This window comes from Pseudomonas luteola NBRC 103146, assembly GCF_002091675.1.
Taxonomy (GTDB): Bacteria; Pseudomonadota; Gammaproteobacteria; order Pseudomonadales; family Pseudomonadaceae; genus Chryseomonas; species Chryseomonas luteola.
On sequence record NZ_BDAE01000034.1, the window covers coordinates 1 to 17,261 of the forward strand.

Annotated in this window: 12 protein-coding genes and 1 pseudogene; 11 read left to right on the forward strand and 2 right to left on the reverse strand. The window is 50.6% G+C overall.

The features are described 5' to 3' along the window. Positions 1-656: 656 nt before the first annotated feature. Both PLU01S_RS22645 and PLU01S_RS22650 read right to left on the reverse strand, forming a co-directional pair. Positions 657-1,505, reverse strand: a complete 849-nt coding sequence (locus tag PLU01S_RS22645; protein WP_112297643.1) for a hypothetical protein — start codon at positions 1,503-1,505, stop codon at positions 657-659. Between the two features lie 230 nt (positions 1,506-1,735). Further along, the gene (locus tag PLU01S_RS22650; protein ID WP_083398006.1) at positions 1,736-2,194 is read right to left on the reverse strand and encodes a GNAT family N-acetyltransferase; all 459 of its coding nucleotides are present in this window, start codon (positions 2,192-2,194) and stop codon (positions 1,736-1,738) included. 413 nt (positions 2,195-2,607) lie between these two features. On the opposite strand from PLU01S_RS22650, the pseudogene PLU01S_RS26435 reads away from it, so the two are divergent. From PLU01S_RS26435 to PLU01S_RS22700, 11 genes and pseudogenes are all read left to right on the forward strand, one after another. Further along, a pseudogene (locus tag PLU01S_RS26435) lies at positions 2,608-2,769 on the forward strand (CBS domain-containing protein); the annotation flags it as partial. A gap of 66 nt (positions 2,770-2,835) precedes the next feature. Then, a complete protein-coding gene (locus tag PLU01S_RS26365) occupies positions 2,836-4,701 on the forward strand; it encodes a putative bifunctional diguanylate cyclase/phosphodiesterase (RefSeq protein WP_074830145.1) in 1,866 nt (621 codons plus the stop codon). Positions 4,702-4,923: 222 nt separating this feature from the next. Further along, a complete protein-coding gene (locus PLU01S_RS22660) occupies positions 4,924-6,060 on the forward strand; it encodes an IS5 family transposase (RefSeq protein ID WP_019367385.1) in 1,137 nt (378 codons plus the stop codon). A 136-nt stretch (positions 6,061-6,196) separates the two neighbouring features. Continuing rightward, the gene (locus PLU01S_RS22665; protein ID WP_074830143.1) at positions 6,197-6,580 is read left to right on the forward strand and encodes a hypothetical protein; all 384 of its coding nucleotides are present in this window, start codon (positions 6,197-6,199) and stop codon (positions 6,578-6,580) included. A gap of 388 nt (positions 6,581-6,968) precedes the next feature. After that, positions 6,969-8,450, forward strand: a complete 1,482-nt coding sequence (locus PLU01S_RS22670) for a sigma-54 interaction domain-containing protein (RefSeq protein WP_216822630.1) — start codon at positions 6,969-6,971, stop codon at positions 8,448-8,450. Positions 8,451-8,498: 48 nt separating this feature from the next. After that, complete coding sequence (locus tag PLU01S_RS22675) at positions 8,499-11,885, forward strand: DEAD/DEAH box helicase family protein (protein WP_074830140.1); 3,387 nt, start codon at positions 8,499-8,501, stop codon at positions 11,883-11,885. Between the two features lie 43 nt (positions 11,886-11,928). After that, a complete protein-coding gene (locus PLU01S_RS22680; protein ID WP_074830137.1) occupies positions 11,929-13,530 on the forward strand; it encodes a type I restriction-modification system subunit M in 1,602 nt (533 codons plus the stop codon). After that, positions 13,527-14,684, forward strand: coding sequence for a restriction endonuclease subunit S (locus PLU01S_RS22685; protein ID WP_162842024.1), 1,158 nt, complete (start codon positions 13,527-13,529; stop codon positions 14,682-14,684). Before PLU01S_RS22680 ends, PLU01S_RS22685 begins: the two co-directional genes overlap by 4 nt. Positions 14,685-14,869: 185 nt before the next feature. Further along, positions 14,870-15,601, forward strand: coding sequence for a hypothetical protein (locus PLU01S_RS22690; RefSeq protein ID WP_074830135.1), 732 nt, complete (start codon positions 14,870-14,872; stop codon positions 15,599-15,601). After that, positions 15,598-16,557 carry a hypothetical protein gene (locus tag PLU01S_RS22695; protein ID WP_074830132.1) on the forward strand — a complete coding sequence of 320 codons (960 nt, stop codon included), beginning with the start codon at positions 15,598-15,600 and terminating at the stop codon, positions 16,555-16,557. Before PLU01S_RS22690 ends, PLU01S_RS22695 begins: the two co-directional genes overlap by 4 nt. Before the next feature lie 20 nt (positions 16,558-16,577). Next, positions 16,578-16,910, forward strand: a complete 333-nt coding sequence (locus PLU01S_RS22700) for a hypothetical protein (RefSeq protein WP_074830131.1) — start codon at positions 16,578-16,580, stop codon at positions 16,908-16,910. The last annotated feature ends 351 nt before the right edge of the window (positions 16,911-17,261 follow it).

The window sequence follows — 17,261 nt, forward strand, 5'->3', positions numbered from 1 at the left end:
TTAATCGGGAGAACTGATTCTTCAAGACCTCAGTAACGTGTCCAGATGATAGCTTTGGATCTCTATACGTTCATCTATAGCTAGGAGAGTTCGACGCGCACTGCATGAGTCCATGCCTCTTTCTTCTAAATGCCTAATGATGTTGATTAAGGCATCGCGCCGTTTACAGGAGCAGGTCAGTCTGGCCTGAGCTGTCGCTAAGAACTCAGGATGTTGAGAAATAAGGGGCACGCTTTAGCGGGGTCAGCTATGAGTACCCCAGGCAAACGAGAGGTTGCAGTCGGGACAATACAGAAGGCTAAGGGTATACATACGTGCAAGCTCAGATGTGCCGCATGAAGGGCAATTTTCAATTGTCGTCATGGGCTACCTCTTAATGCTTGGAGCACGGCTACTGATAATTGAAAAGAACTACCGCAGGTTGGGGTAATGCAGGACCTGCGGCAGTTTACACAAGAAAAGCAATATCCATTGCTCCCATGAAAATGACCGTTTTTTTACCTACAGGGTTTCGACCTTTGGTCGTAAATCCACCTGCCGATACCCATGCGTTCAATGACGTATACCCTGGAAAACATAAAAATAACTATCGAGACAGAGAAAGCTGGAGCGAGCAATAACCGACTAAAACCCTAAAGATTTTTATCCTTTTGGGGTCAACGTGTTTTCTCTCTCATGATGCTTCTGAACCAAAAGCGCTTAAATAAACCCATCTGGGGTAGCTCAAACACTGGTCTAGGTAGCTCAATAACAAAGTCGACATAACGTCTAATTGCATGCGTCTTGGGCCTTGGACTCACAGCATGAAGCGCTTCTGGCCCATTGATAAAACCTACGAACCGATTAGGGATATAGTTTATCTCTGCTTCCTGAACTACCTGCTTTCGAGACACAGCATGGTGGTCATATCGTAAATCAGGTCTAGCTGAGAACAGCTCCAAGTTGCCGCCTGACGTCGTATCGTTTTCCTCTCGCATATAAAACAAGCCAGTCCAAAGTTTGTTTCTATGGTCTACGTGTGGACCTTTGACACGAGAGGCTCTTCCTTTGACCGGCGTATTAACGACCAGCAAAGCATCAAGTGCTACATCTCCAGAGCCTTCACCTCTTCTTACTACCCGCCATTGCTCTAGAGGTTTACCAGCTTGCTTTTCAAGGGCAGGGTATTTGCGTTTGATGTCATTGCCAATGATAGATAGAAATTCCAGCCAGAAGCTTTTTGAGGTGTGATAAGCCATGAATGATTTCCATTCCGCAGAAAAGCCAGGCTCAGCTATTACCTGTTTTGCTGGGATACGCAGAACTCGATTGTCCAGTGAGGCTGCATCAGGATGAAAAGATTCAAGAGGCGGGAATGTAGCGGCAAGCTTGGCATAAGTTGCTTCTGGCAATGCATGATCGACCTGAAGGTGAGGAAAGGGCCGAAAAGTAAGCTTACTGGATTCCGAGTAGGTCAAGAGGCTTAAGGGTTGAAAGCTGCTATTACTAAGTCTTGCGCTGTCCATGAGAGCTAAGTCTTCCGGGTTGTTAGCTAGCTAACAACTAAGAATAGACCTTTGTTCTAGATAATCAAGAACTCCGAGTTTGCTCTAGCTTTGTCTTGTAAATATTCGATGAGTCTTGCTGTATGAATCAATCCAGCCATTCTGGCCAATAACTATTATCTAAAGGGGCTGAGTCGTTGAGGTATACCTCAGCGACTACAGCTATATAGTGATCTGGCGACACCATTTCTTCAAATCAACGCTTTGGAGAACAGCCTATTTTCATGTGTCTCGTCTTGAAAGGTACAGGTAGGGGAGCCGATATATGAATAGCCTTGCTTTGGATAAAAGCCAAGCGCTCTTTGATTGGCAACCCAGACGCTTGCCCATAACTGCTGGGCTTTGTGTAGACGGGCCTGTTCTTCTGCAAACTGAAGAAGCTTCCATCCTATGCCATACCCTGTAAATCGCTCCTGAATATAGAGACGCTTGAGCTCTGCAGCGTTGGGATCAGGGATAAGCGTATGGCTTGTTTTTGTTGTGACATGTGCAAAACCGATCAGGTGGCCATTGATCTCGGCAATAGCAAAAAGGTTGCCTGGCTTTATGATGAGTTCTTTGATTATTTGAGGAGAGAATGAATCAAGCGCTTCCTGCGCAATGGCATCACGTATCCTTTCTGTAGCATAGGTATCAAGGAAGACCTGCATTCCGAGCAAGCCGATGCAAAGCGCATCATCAACAACAGCGTTCCGGAAAATAACATCTGAAGCCTGCCTTTTACAGCTGTGAAAACGACTCTGTACTTGACTCAATGATATCCCCGATCTTTTCAAGATCCTGCTGCTCATCCAAGCCTTTAATCAGTCTTGCGCTCATCAGAGTGATCCAGTTGCAGAGAGAATCTTAGAGCGTAATGTCCGAACCCAAGATAATGGCTTAAGCCATATTTGTGCTGACGCCCTTAGACCGTTCAGGCAGAAGGGCAACAAGCTCAACCCCAATAATTTATACAGGCCTACAGGGAAGGTCATGTCAGCGAGAAAAACTATTGCTGTAATATAATGGCAAAGTGCCTTATGTAGAGTAAAGGTATCCGTGTCGTCCTAATTAATGAATTCTAATGGATCTAGTCCAGCTACTAAGACCTGTACCACCTCTAGACGCCTCTTCCAGACTTATTGATGTAGCCGATCAGTTAATGATGTCGGAAAACCAGCGATACATGTGCCTACCGGTTATCGATAAGCATCACGCTCCGATTGGTCTCATTAGCCGATACGAATTACAAAAGGTCTTTATGACACGCTATGGTCGCGAGCTCTGGGAGCGGCGGCCAGTAATAGACCTCATGAACAAAAGCCCTTTGCTGATATCCGTAAAAACTGCGCTTGAACAAGCTGCGGAGGCAGTAACGGCACAGCTTCAATATCCTATTACCGAGGATTTTATCCTCGTGGGTGAAGGAGGTAACTACCTGGGCCTTGGAACTGTTCTGGATCTATTAAAGGCTATGGCCCGTCATCTTGGCAGGAATAGACGAGTGCTGATGCAGGCACAACAGATAGCGGGGCTGGGTAGCTGGGAGTGGCAGGCGAATACCGACCGGGTAACGTGGTCTCGTGAAGTTAATCGTTTCCTTGGCATCGAAACCTTCTCCCATGCCTTGCTGCCTGAAATTCTTGAACTCTTTGAAGCGCAATCACAGAAATACCTAAAAGATTTTTTCTATCTTCAAAAGGCCGGTCCGTTCGAGCTGAAATTTACCTCAAAAGAAGGTGAAACGCATTTTCTGGAGCTTCAGGGCGAGCACTTGCTTGATCCTGACACAGGGGAGCACCACGCCGTCGGAACGCTATTGGATATAACTGAACGGCGCCTATCTCAAGAGCGACTGGCCCAGCTCGCTAACTTTGATCATCTTACGCAACTTGCCAATCGGTTCTTGTTTCAAGACCGGCTCAGCCATGCCTTAAAGCAAGCCGACCGGACCAAAGGATGCGTTGCGCTACTGTTTCTTGATCTTGATCGATTCAAATGGGTAAACGACGCCCTAGGCCATTCCGCTGGAGATGAGCTGCTTAAACAGGTAGCAAAACGGCTTACCGCACTGCTTCGCAGCGCGGATACCCTAGCGCGCCTGGGCGGGGATGAGTTTACCGTAATCCTAGAAAATATCAGGGAGCCAGCACAGGCTACTGCAGTGGCAGAAAAAATCGTCTGCTGTTTGGGCGAGAGCTTTTGCCTAGGGAGTCGTAGCGTTCAGGTGTCAACCAGCCTGGGAATCGCCTTGTATCCAGCTGATGCCCAGGATAGCGATTCTCTTCTGAAAAGCGCAGATAGAGCCCTATATCAGGCAAAGGAGCTTGGGCGAGGCCGCTTTTGCTTTTATACACAAGCCCTAGACAAAAAAGAGAAACGTCGCCTTGAACTGGAGCAAGGGTTGCAACATGCACTTCGAAAAGGTGAGTTTCAAGTGTATTTTCAACCGCAGCTTGACTGTCAAACAGGACGCTTGGCGGGTGCGGAAGCGCTGCTCAGATGGTTTCCTGAGTCTGGGCCAGTGAGTCCTGCCGAATTTATTCCATTACTTGAAAATCTGCGCCTGATCGATTCGATCGGACGCTGGGTTCTGGAGCAGGCCTGCACGCATGCGGCACAATGGCAACAGCAGACAGGCCATACATTGCATGTCGCCGTAAACTTGTCCGTTGTTCAACTCCGCCAACCCAATTTTGTGAGCGAAGTAGAGGCTATCCTGATCAACGCCGGGCTTCCTGCGGATAGACTTATTGTAGAGGTTACAGAAAGCGTCCTGCTTGATGACAGGGGCAGCGCCGAAGCACTGCTAAGCTTGGCTAGGCAGGGTGTCGGTGTCGCAATAGACGACTTTGGAACCGGCTATTCCTCCCTCGTGTATCTCAAGCGTTTCGCTGTGAATTCGCTCAAGCTCGATCAGACATTTGTGGCCGGTCTAACGGTGAATAAGGACGATGATGCAATCGCTAATGCCATCATTGCCTTGGCTCATTCCTTGGGGCTTAGCGTTACAGCAGAAGGGGTAGAAACCCCAGCTCAACATCAGTTTCTGGCTGAACATCGATGCGATCAGGTCCAGGGCTATCTGGTAAGCAGACCGTTGTCAGCTACACAGTTTTCAGACTGGATCATGACTTATACCCGGCAGACTCCTGAAAGCCTTAAATTAGGGTGTTAAAAATAACATTAGCCTCCAAGGCGCGCTGCGCTGTCTAACTTATCCAGACAAGAAATCGCGCAACCTATCATAGCTTGATTTAGAGGGTGTAGACAAAATATACCTGGAGTAAGCTGACCCTCTGGTTCTAAGCCTTTGGGGTCTGTTTATGACTAAGAGGGTGTAGACAAAATAAACATTGCCTACACTTTTCCCTTAGCCCTGTAGCTTTGGGAGCCGCTCATGACACGACATAATGACGCCGACCAAGCCTTGGTCAAGAGCAATCGTGGTGGACGCCCACCTGCCTTCAAGCCAGCACATGTTCAGATCTTGCTCGACATTGTTGCTGCGCGACCTCAGGCATCGCTAGATGAAATTGCCAACGAGTTGTATCGCCGAATCGGCTTGTCCGTATGTACGGCCACGATTCGACGTCGCTTGCGAGCTCATGGCATTGTACGGCTGAAAACCAAGCGCCGGCCTTATACGCCAGCCCAGGCGGGTAAACGCTATGGCTATACCCAGGCCCATCGCCGCGAACAGCTAACGCCTTACAGTACTGATCTCACTGATGCTGAGTGGGTGTTGGTGGCCGATCTCTTTGAACGCAATACCGGCACCCGCGGAGCACCACCCCGCTATCCTCGACGCGAACTGGTCAATGCCTGCTGTTATGTGCTGCGTACCGGCTGTGCCTGGCGCCTGCTGCCCAAAACTTTTGCCCCCTGGCAGGCCGTCTACAAGTCTTTCACGCGTTGGGTTGAAGCCGGCACCTTTGAAGCTATGCAGGATCGTCTGCGTGAACAGTGGCGCTTACGCATGGGCCGTAGCGCCCAACCAACCGCCACGGTAATCGATGCGCAATCAACCCGCGCATCGCCTCAGGGCGGCAGGAGTGGTTTCGATGCCGGTAAAAAGATCAAAGGTCGAAAGCGCAACTTAATTGTTGATACGCTGGGCGTAGTCGTAGCGGTTACAGTTACCGCAGCCAGTGTCCAGGACCGTGACGCGGCGGCTGCGGTCGTCCAGCAGGCCTGCAGCAAGGCACCTTGTATCCAGAAACTCTATACCGATGGCGCATACGGTGGTCGTAGCGCTCGAGCCATCGAGGACACCCAGGGCATTCTGGTTGAGGTGGTGCGTCGGCCTGGCAATGGCACTACAGGAACGCTGCAGGCTATACAGCATGCATCACCGGCCCAAGCATCTACTGGCAGCGGTTTTACCGTTCTGCCTAAACGATGGGTAGTGGAACGCACCCATGCCTGGATCGAGCGCTGGCGACGTACGATCATGCACCATGATCGCAAGCTCTCAGTTGCCGCAGCCTGGGTATGGCTGGCCACTGCGCGTATCCTGCTTAATAGACTGGCGTGAAAGGTTTTATTTTGTCTACACCCTCTTAATGAAGGTAATTAGTAATCAGTAGTTTTCCGCCAGGTCATTATTTGTGAGTTGCTAAATGATTTCGTATTTTTCGTAAAATATTTATGTACTTGAGACGCAAGGTTAAATGAAAGCTTATTGGGCCCCCAAGAGTGTACCTGAAGCTCTTCAGCCGGTATTGGCCGTAGAACTTGCTAGCAGTCAAAAAATAACGCCCTCATTACATCGTATGCTAATGGAAGACAAGCTGCTTGAACTTTTCAAAGAGGCCGGCTCTGAAGCAAAGGGTATATTACAAATGCTGGTAGAACATGCTTCTGAATTGTATTCAATATCTCAGTATGTAAATCCGGAGCATTGGCCGATCGCTGTATTGAACAGTGATTCTATGACATCTATTTTAGATAAAATTGACTGGATGCAGGAGTTGCAGGGCAGCCCTATTCCATCTGATCAAGTCCAAGCGATGCTGGCAGAACAGTCATTATGGAGCCTTCTCGAATATGTTTAATTCAGGGCTATCTCAATTAAAATAAGAATAAAACCTACTGAGCCTCTATTTGCACACTAAAATAACCTTCTGAGAAGGTGAGCTCGGAACAACAGCTAAGAAATTTAAGCTTTAATTCTATGTCTGTGATTAGCATTGCGAGCATGCTTTGGGTAAATCTATAAACTATGGGTTTTATATGAGTTTGAAATTTATGAGGATGGTTACAGAGCACAGATAGCGGCTTTTCTGAATATATATGAAACCGTTTTGCCAGTCCTATTCTTAATAGACGTTAGTGATGTTTGCTTCTGTACAAGTAGACTTTGTACTCTTAAAGCTTACGGCACCACAGCATAATAATCCTTTTCGCTCTGGTGATAAACAAAAAACCAATGAGTAAATAACAGTGCAAAGCCAGCAAAAAGTATTGATCAGTTGGGTGGGTGGTAACGACCTAAAGGCTATGGACGGCGGCGCGAATGGACCAATACTGTCAACGCTGTCTGCAGAAGCCTTTGACCAGGTCGAGCTACTGTGTGCTTATCCTCTAGAGCGTCTGCATCAGTTTGTTGAGTGGCTAAACCAGAGGGTGGATGTTTCTATTAGAGGTCACTTCGAGCCGCTATCCTCCCCGGTCCACTTTGGTGAGATCTATCAGGCCTCTAGCAAGCATCTACAACGACTCACTGACTCAGGTGCTCACTTATCCATTCTCTTGAGCCCTGGGACCCCTGCGATGCAAGCTGTCTGGATTCTCCTAGGTAAAACACGTTGGCCAGCCCGGTTCTATCAGTCCTCGCTTGAGCAAGGCGTTGAACAGGTCGACGTTCCGTTTGAGATTGCAGCAGAGTATGTCCCAGCTGCCCGTAAAGTGAGCAGCGACAAATTGGCCTGGTTGGCTGAGCAAGACGTGCCGGTAGATGCCGCTTTCGCCAGCATAATCACTCAATGCCCACGTATGCTAATGCTTAAGTCCCAAGCTCATATCCTTGCGCAAAAGCAGGTGCCGGTGCTGATCTTTGGCGAGACGGGTACGGGTAAAGAACTTTTTGCTCGAGCGATCCATAATGCCAGTTCTCGAAACAAAGAGCCGTTTGTAGCCCTTAATTGCGGAGCCATCCCCTCAGATCTGATTGATTCAGTTCTGTTTGGCCATAAAAAAGGCGCCTTTACCGGGGCGATTGCTGATCGTTTGGGCGTATTTGAACAAGCCCATGGCGGCACTTTATTTCTTGATGAGTTTGGCGAATTAAGCCCTGATGTCCAGGTTCGCCTATTAAGGGTGCTGCAGGAGGGCACCTTTGTTCCTGTAGGGGGGGCGCGTGAGCAAAAGGTAGATGTGCGCCTGATTACGGCTACCCATCGAAACCTAATGCTGGAGGTCTCTCAAGGGCGCTTCCGGGAGGATTTATTTTACCGAATTGCCGTAGGCGTGTTGCACTTGCCCGCCCTTCGCGAGCGGGAAGGCGATCTGCTGATGTTGGCGGATGCAATACTGACCAGTATCGGAGCGCAAGACAGCAGTCTGCACGGTAAGAAAATTTCCGCTGAAGCAAAAAATCTTATCCTTGAACATTCCTGGAGAGGAAACGTCCGGGAGCTACACTCTACGCTGCTACGCGCCGCGCTCTGGTGTCAGGGGGACCTGATTTCTGCAGGAGATCTTGAACAAGCGCTGTTTACTCTGCCCCAGCGCGAGACGGACGTTATGTCTTTTGATGTCTCTCAAGGCATTGATTTACAACAAATAATCTCTAAAGTCGCAAGACACTACTTGCGTAAAGCCCTCACCACTACCGGGCAAAACAAAACCCGGGCGGCCGCTCTTCTTGGCTTAAAAAGCCAGCAGACGCTTAGTAACTGGCTCGATAAATACGGTATTGAATAAACCTGGCACGATCCTGGCTATGGGATCACTATGAACAGGATCGCACATATGAAATCACAAAACTTTGAGTTTCTCCGTCCAGGCAACGAGGTGCTGGCCAATCTAGGTGGTCTGGCCGAGGCTGTCTTGTTTATTGATCCCGGCAGTGCACTCACGCGGCTGCGTAGCTTTGCCGAGGAGCTAACAAAGTCCATTTATACGGAGGAGTCGCTCCCGCGGCTCCCCCAGGCCACGCTATACGAACTCGTCAAAGATGCAGTGTTTACCAACTGCGTTAGCAAATCGCTGGTCTATCAGATCAATTTCCTACGTATTCAGGGCAACGACACGGCTCATGGCGGGGAAGGGGATGTGCACAGCGCCAAGCTTGCACTCAAAACCACCTACGAGCTGGCCAAATACATGGCCGTTAATTACTACGGGGCGGCTTCCGAAGAGATCTCAGATTTTGTTGAAGTTAAAGATCCGTTCGCTGCGGTAAGCCAGCTACAAAAGTCTGTTTCTAGCTACGAAAAGGAGCTGCAGGCGCAGCAAGAAGAGCTCCAGCGGGTGCTGGAAAAGCTTGAACAGGAACGTATTCGTAACCTAAGCGCGCTTACGGCTCCGTCTGAACCTGATCAGCACAAGCGCCAGCAGAAGAGCCAGCAGGTTGCCGACAGCCTTCAGTGGAGTGAGGCCAAGACACGCGCGCTGCTGATCGACGCCATGCTCTTGCAGGCTGGATGGGATATCAACGATAAGGCCCAGGTAGGCCAAGAGGTCGAAGTAAAATTTCCGGATAACGTGTCGGGTAAGGGCTACGCCGACTACGTGCTATGGGGCAGCAACGGTGAGCCCTTGGCCATGGTTGAAGCCAAAAAGTCTGGAAACGTCAGCTTGCAGGCCGGCCGCGAGCAGGCACGCCTCTATGCAGACGGCTTTGAACAGATGGGCCACCAACGGCCAGTCATCTTTTACACCAACGGCTATGAAACCTTTATCTGGGACGATAAACAGTACAATACCTATCGCCCTGTCTATGGGTTCTATAGCCGAGACAGCCTGGAGTACCTGATCTATCAGCGCCAATACCGGCAAGCTGAACTAGAAAGGTTTAACCCTGATCTAGGGATTGCCGATCGTGCCTATCAGATTGAGGCCATCAAGACGGTTGCTAAGCATTTTCAAGATCAACGCCGAAAAGCATTGATAATCCAAGCCACCGGCACGGGTAAAACCCGCGTAGCCATTGCACTGGCCGAGCTGCTGCTTAGAACCGGATGGGCCAAACGCGTGCTGTTCCTGTGCGACCGCAAGGAGCTGCGCATCCAGGCGGATGAGGCGTTTAAGCAAAACCTACCGAGCGAGCCGCGCTGCGTGATTGGCGAAACCAACAAGATTGATCAAACAGCGCGGGTCTACATTGCCACCTATCCGGGTATGTTGAACCGGTTCGCTCAATTGGACGTAGGCTTTTTCGACCTGATTATTGCGGATGAAAGCCATCGCAGTATTTACAACAAGTACCGCGATCTATTCGATTACTTTGATGCCCTGCAGGTAGGTCTTACCGCCACGCCGGTCAAGTTTATCAGCCGTAACACCTTTGATATCTTTGACTGCGAAGCCACAGACCCTACGTTCGAATTTGGCCTGGACGCGGCCATCAATAATGAGCCGCCCTACCTGGTGCCATTTCGCGTCAAAGACCTCACCACTGAGTTTCTGCGTGAGGGTATCCACTACAAAGACCTGTCTGATGAGCAGAAGCGTCAGCTAGAGCAGGACCTAGGTGAGGAGGAGGCCAAGCGCACGACCATTGCCGGCAAGGACATTGGCCGACGTATCTTTAGCGAAAGCACCGACCAGATCATCCTGGAAAACCTGATCGATAACGGGATCAAAGATGAGACCGGTACGTTGGTTGGCAAAACCATCATCTTTGCGCAGCGTCAGGATCATGCCGAGCATCTGGAAAAGATGTTTTGCAAGCTCTATCCGCAATATGGGGCCAAGGTGTGCAAGGTCATTCACAACAAAGTCCCGCATGTGGACAGCCTTATCAAAGAGTTCAAAAAGCCCGACAACGACTTTCGGATCGCAATTTCGGTCGACATGCTTGACACTGGCATTGATGTGCCTGAGGTCGTGAACCTGGTATTTGCCAAGTCAGTAAAGTCGTGGGTGAAGTTCTGGCAGATGATTGGGCGAGGCACGCGTTTGCGTCCGCATCTCTTTGGAGCGGACAAACACAAGACCGAATTTCTGATCTTTGACCACTACAGCAACTTCACCTTTTTTAATGAGGAGTACCAGGAGGTCGAAGAGTCCACCAGTAAGTCGCTGCTGCAGACCACTTTTGAAGCGCGGCTGGAACTGGCTAAGGCCGCGCTTAAGCATAACCACGCGGCAGCGTTTGACACCGCTACAGAACTGTTGCGCGCCGATGTTAGCGACCTGCCGGAAAAGAGCATTGCGGTCAGACGTGAGCTGCGCATTGTGCATCAGCTACAGCAGACCGACCTTTTGAAAAAGCTGGATGCCAACACCCAGCATCTCTTGGCCAATACCATTGCCCCGTTGATGTCGGCGCGTGTGCTTCACGACAAGCATGCCACCATGCTCGACAGGTTGATTGCAGGCATTGAGCGCAGCCTGGTGGAAAAGTCCAGCTCGTTTGATGATGGGAAAACATTGCTGCTCGCTGAGCTGGACCGGCTAGCCATCAATATCCAGGCAGTACGCCTAAAGGACAAGGTGATTGCCGAGGTACGCAGCGCTGACTTCTGGGATAATCCCAGTATCGAAAAGCTGGAATACGCCCGTAAGGAGCTGCGAGGCATCATGAAGTATCGCCAGGCCGGAATGGGAGGCGGCGCCTTTGCCATGCCCACTACCAAAACGGGTGATACGGGGGTAGAAGTTGTCGAGCGCAAGATTAAAATTGCCGGAGCTAACGAGGCGATGGCCTACCGGCGCCGTCTTAAGGAAATTCTTGAGGCCATGCTGGTCGCCAACCCCACCCTGCAAAAGATCCATAAAGGCGAGCCCATTGCTGGGGTTGAGTTGGAAACCCTGACCTCTACCATTCTGACCAGCCATCCAGGCGTACGGCTAGACATCCTTAATGAATTCTATGGTCGTACAGCGGACCAGCTGCACCTCACCGTGCGTGAGATTATTGGTGTCGAGCCCCAGGCGGTTGAAAAGCACTTTACCCAGTTCTTGCATGCGCATCCGACCCTAACGGCCAAGCAGGTTCGCTTTATGAACCTACTCAAAAACTATATCGCTCAACACGGCACAATCGTGATTGACACCCTGTACGAGGCACCCTTTACCAGTGTGTCCCATGAGGGGGTCGATGGCGTGTTTACCCCGGACAACGTGGATGAGCTGGTGGCTGTACTTAGGCCATTTATTCGTCCTGACCGCCAGCCAGGCTCCAGTGCGTGACCTGGCGGCTAATCCTAACTTTTAAGCAGTACTGAGAGACCTCATGCTCACTGGCACGATTCGTAACGACATTGACAAACTATGGGAAAAATTCTGGACGGGCGGAATTACCAACCCCCTGACCGTGATTGAGCAGATCAGCTACCTCATGTTTGCCCGCATGCTTGATATGCAAGAAGAGGTAGCTGAGCGTAAAGCCAAGCGTACCGGCAAAATTGACCGCCTTTTTCCCGATACGCCAGAGGGGCAGCTGCTGCGCTGGAAGAACTTCAAGAACCTTAGCGGTAGAGAGCTCCATGGCCATCTTAAGCAAAAGGTCTATCCCTATTTTGCCAGACTGGGCCAGCAATCTGACCAGGTGGACGGCCTAGGCGAAGAGGGCAGTGCGCTAGAAGCCATGGGCCATATTGGCGAGTACATGCAAGACGCCGATCTTGAAATCAAGAACGAGTCTGTTCTGGTTTCCGCTGTAGCCATGGTGGACGGGCTGCCCCTGACCCAGAGCGACGTGAAGGGCGACATTTACGAATACCTGCTAAGCAAGCTCACCACTGCCGGCATCAACGGCCAGTTCCGTACACCGCGCCACATCATCGACGCTATGATCGAGCTGATCGCCCCGCAGCCGAACGAGGTGATCTGTGACCCTTCGTGCGGCACGGCGGGCTTTCTTGCCCGCACCATGGAGTACCTCAACCGCGTATACTCCAGCCCGGATGGCACCTTTACCGACGAAGATGGCAACCTGCATTACTCAGGCGACCTGCTAGAGCCCTATCGCGATCAAATCAACAAGCACATGTTCTGGGGCTTCGACTTCGACACTACCATGCTGCGCGTCTCCAGCATGAACATGATGCTCCATGGGGTGAACGGCGCGAACATCTGCTACCAAGACTCCCTGAGTAAATCCATCAAGGAGCACTACCCGCGTCAGGAACAGGACTTCTTTGACGTGATACTGGCTAACCCGCCGTTCAAGGGCAGCCTTGACGAAACCAACACCAACCCCGACGTGCTCGGCCTGGTGAAAACCAAAAAAACCGAGCTGCTGTTTGTCGCCCATATCCTGCGCTCGCTCAAGCTCGGTGGTCGCGCCGCGGTGATCGTGCCGGACGGCGTGCTGTTCGGCTCAAGCAAGGCCCACCAGCAACTGCGCGGGGAGCTGCTGGAAAACAACCAGCTCGAAGGCATCGTCAGCCTGCCCAGCGGTGTGTTCAAACCTTATGCCGGCGTCAGCACTGCCATCCTGATCTTTACTAAAGGCGGCACTACCGAGCGCGTGTGGTTCTACGACCTGCAGGCCGACGGCTACTCGCTGGACGACAAGCGCACCGAGTTAAAAGGCGAGGGCAGCAATGACCTGCCCGACGCCATCGCCCAGTGGCACAAATACCGGCAGATGGTCGAAGGCAATGTCAGTGCCAGCACCATCAACACCCTGTTCGGCGACAAACGCAAAAAGGCCTTTGTCGTGCCCGCCGAGGACATCGCCGCCAACAAGTACGACCTCTCTATCAACCGCTACAAGGAAGTGGAGTACCAGCAGGAGCAGTACGAGGACCCGAAGGTGATTCTGCAACGGCTGAAAGGGCTGGAGCAGGAGATTATGGCGGATCTGGATGAGCTGGAGGCGATGCTGTGAGTTGGCCACAAGTGAAGCTAGAAAGCGTTTTTGAAATAGCTCGCGGCGGCTCGCCTCGTCCCATTGATGATTATATTACTGATGCTAATGATGGTTTGAATTGGATATCTATCAAAGATGCATCGAATAGCAACAAATATATTGAGACTACAAGGCTCAAGATCAAGCCGGAAGGGCTTTCAAAAACTCGACTAGTAAAGCCAGGCGATTTTCTACTGACGAACTCAATGAGTTTTGGTCGCCCATACATCATGAAAACAACCGGCTGTATTCATGATGGTTGGCTGGTGCTTTCGGGCGATCCTGAAAGGGTGGACTCAGACTATTTTTACCACTTGCTTGGCAGCGACCTTCTAAAGCGCCGCTTTTCAGCCTTGGCTGCAGGGGCTGTGGTAAAAAATCTTAATATCGATTTGGTTAAGGGAGTTGAAATCCCCCTCCCACCCCTGCCCGAACAAAAGCGCATCGCCGCCATCCTCGATAAAGCCGACGCCATACGCCGCAAACGCCAGCAAGCCATCGGGCTCGCCGACGACTTCCTCCGCGCCGTGTTTCTGGACATGTTCGGTGATGTGATTGAGGGTGCAGAAAATATCGTTAGTTTTTCTGATATTGCCGTGCTTGACGCTCCAATGGTTGATCCGCGAGATGAAGAATATATCGATTTAATACATATCGGCCCGGATAGGATTGAGAAGAAAATTGGCAAGCTGCTTCCCGCGCTAACTGCGCGAGAGGAAAGGCTTATTAGTAAGAAGTTTCTTTTTGATGACCGCTATGTGTTGTATTCAAAAATACGACCGTATCTTAGGAAGTGCGCAATGGCGGAAGGGGTAGGGCTGTGCTCAGCGGACATGTATCCCGTTAGGCCTGTGGAAGGTATTGCAACTAAGGAGTTCCTGTGGATGTTGCTCCTCTCTGATTTTTTCACCGGATATACTGAGTCATTGCCAGCCCGTGCAAATATTCCCAAGCTCAATCGCGAGGAGCTTGAGGCTTTTACGCTTTCGTTGCCAGACTACAGGGAGCAACTTAAATTCTCCTCCATTGTGAGGGCGGCCAATACTGCCAGTCAGCGGGTTGTGGAGAGTGCAGCCTATGCTGATGGCGCATTTGAGTCCTTGAGCCAGAAAGCATTTTCCGGCCAGCTGTAGATAAGGAAATCTCCATGCGCCTTAAGTCCGTCAAACTTACTAACTTCCGCAGTTAACACTGCTACCACTGTCATTCCCATCAACGAAGCCATGACTAGCCTGTTGGCGCTACCGGGAGTCGGTTTAACGGCCTAGCTGCGAACTGCAACCTTTATCGATCATGTAGTACGGAAAGGGATCTATGTATGAGCAATAACGAAAATCGGCCTTTAATCAGAAGGCATATCCCGCTGGAAGAGTTGCTGCAGCTGGCAACGCCAGATGAGCTGCTTGCCATCGCCGATATCTTGCTAGATAAGGCGAACGACCGCCTGCTCGGTGATGACGCTGCGAGGAAAAGACTAGCCCGCAGCCATGCGCAAGGAGAGCTGTACAAGGCAGTCAACGAAATCGCTTACGAGATTCGTGCGCTGGGCAGTGTCAGCCTGGCCAGCTTGCTGCGTCGAGGCGAGCCGGTCAGTTACGATGAGGTTGTGCAGGACGTTGCCAGTGAACTGAAGGTCAAATTCGGCAGTGCAGATACCACCTCAGGTATCGAAGAGAAGATTCTGAAAATGTTGGTTGAAAAACTGGCAGAGCAGGATGAGTCTGAAAGTCAAACAGCCAGTGGATCGTGGTTTGGCCGGGTACGGCTTAACGCATCATTGCTCGGGCCATTAAGCAAGTTAGGGTTAGGCGCTGCCGGGGGCAGCCTGCTGAGTGGAGCGCTGAGCACTGTTGCTGCAGCGGGCATATTGACGGCGTTCCCGCTTACGGCGGTTACAGCTCTTACCGCAGGTGTTTGGGCATTAAATAACAAGGACCGACCGGAATTGAAAGGGTTGACTACGATTGTCGTCCATATAGCGCGTATCCGTGCTGGCCTTGTCGCCGCAGATCACGAGGACTTTGTCGATAGATTGAGGGCGTGTTTATGAGTGCTGAAATTCTTGCCAGAGCTATCGGCTCCGCGCCAGAGATCATCGAGGGCATTCGCTCTGGTCTTTACACTGTCTGGGGTGGTGTAGTTCGGGTTACTAAAGGCTATGAGGGAGCTGGGCAGATTGTAGGGCACCTACAGTTTCCTGGTGATACTCAGCAAGCCCAGCAGGCTATTGATCAGCTTACCCAAAGGCTCGGGGGTATCCAGGGTAGTGTAGATGCCCTTCAACAAGGCCTAAATGTATTGCAATCGCTGCAAACGGCTAATCTTGCATTGTCCGGCTTGAACCTTGCGGTATCGGTTGCAGGTTTTGCTATCGTTTGCTCCAAGCTAAACAAGATATCGGATCAGCTGGCCTCTCAGTCAGCCAAGATTAATCAATTGGTTGATCTCGCTGTTGAAGCTAAGGAAGTACAACAGCTTCGTGACACCGCTCGTTTTCGCAGTGCCGTCAAAACCATACGCCAGTTTGCCGAAATGGGCGACATAGAGGGCTTAAAAGGTCAGATCGGCTCGTTGCATGAGCAATATGAGTTCACCAAGCTGGTGCTAGAGCGTTCAGCGTCTCGAGCGTCTAGCCGCTCATTTCTAACCTCACTTGAGCTGCTGCAGTGCTTGCAGGAACGCATGATGTACTTGGGGTTTTTGCAGTCTTTTGTTCAACAGAAGACAGGGGCACCTAAGTTTGCAATCGAAGCATTACGTGAGCTGCAAACCGATTGGTTGGCCATTAGCACCGTGATTGTTGATTCCGTGGCTGCTAATGAAAGTTGGGTCGCGCAGCTTACCCAAGCAGAGGCAGACAATATTGTTTCCCTGCTGCGCTATCGTAAGGAGGCTATGCCAGCACTCGAGTATCAGGCCAGCCTATTGGAGTTTGTCGCTAAGCGGCCAGGAGGAATTGAATTGCTTAGCAATGATACGCCGGAAATACGGTTCATAGCGGCTTAAAGGAATGAATGGAGTGGCATATGGATGCGACAAAACCGTTATACAAACTTGCAGTAACGCCTTCTGGACGGCGCTTATGGACATACATGGCGGCCATCCTTGAGGTTACGGAGATGGACCAAGGGAAGCCGTTTCCGTTGAAACGGTTCTTTGGGAATTTTCAGACTCATTTGGATAATGGTCGAATCGAGATCGTTTCTGAAGGCTACAGGCTAACCCAGACTGGGCAAGACTATTTTCTATCCCGATATGAGACCGAAAGCTCTCAGCGCATTGAGCGTGCGGCAGTAGAGCAGATGATCATTTCTATTCGCTCCGGGGTTGGGGAGGGGGATTGGGTTGCTGTGACTTAACGTCAACCCATAGTAATCAGTTAGACCTAAGAGTTTAGATTTCTCAATCTGACAAAGTCCTTTAACAAGGACGTCTCTTAAGGTACAGGCAGTTAAAGAATTCTTGGCCGCACCACGCAAAAAATGCCGCCTACTTAAGACCACATGTAAATGCGTCAAAGCCGCAAGATGGCCAATGAAGCCTTTTCGACCACCAGAATGCCTTGTTAGGTCAAGGATAAATAATATTACCGAAGGGTAACATTCCTTACAAAGCCAGGCGCGGATAGGGCTTTAAAGTACCTATAGTGTTGATTTTACAGGGCATAACGTTTTGGCACGCAACATGCTAAACCTGTAACAACGAGAGAA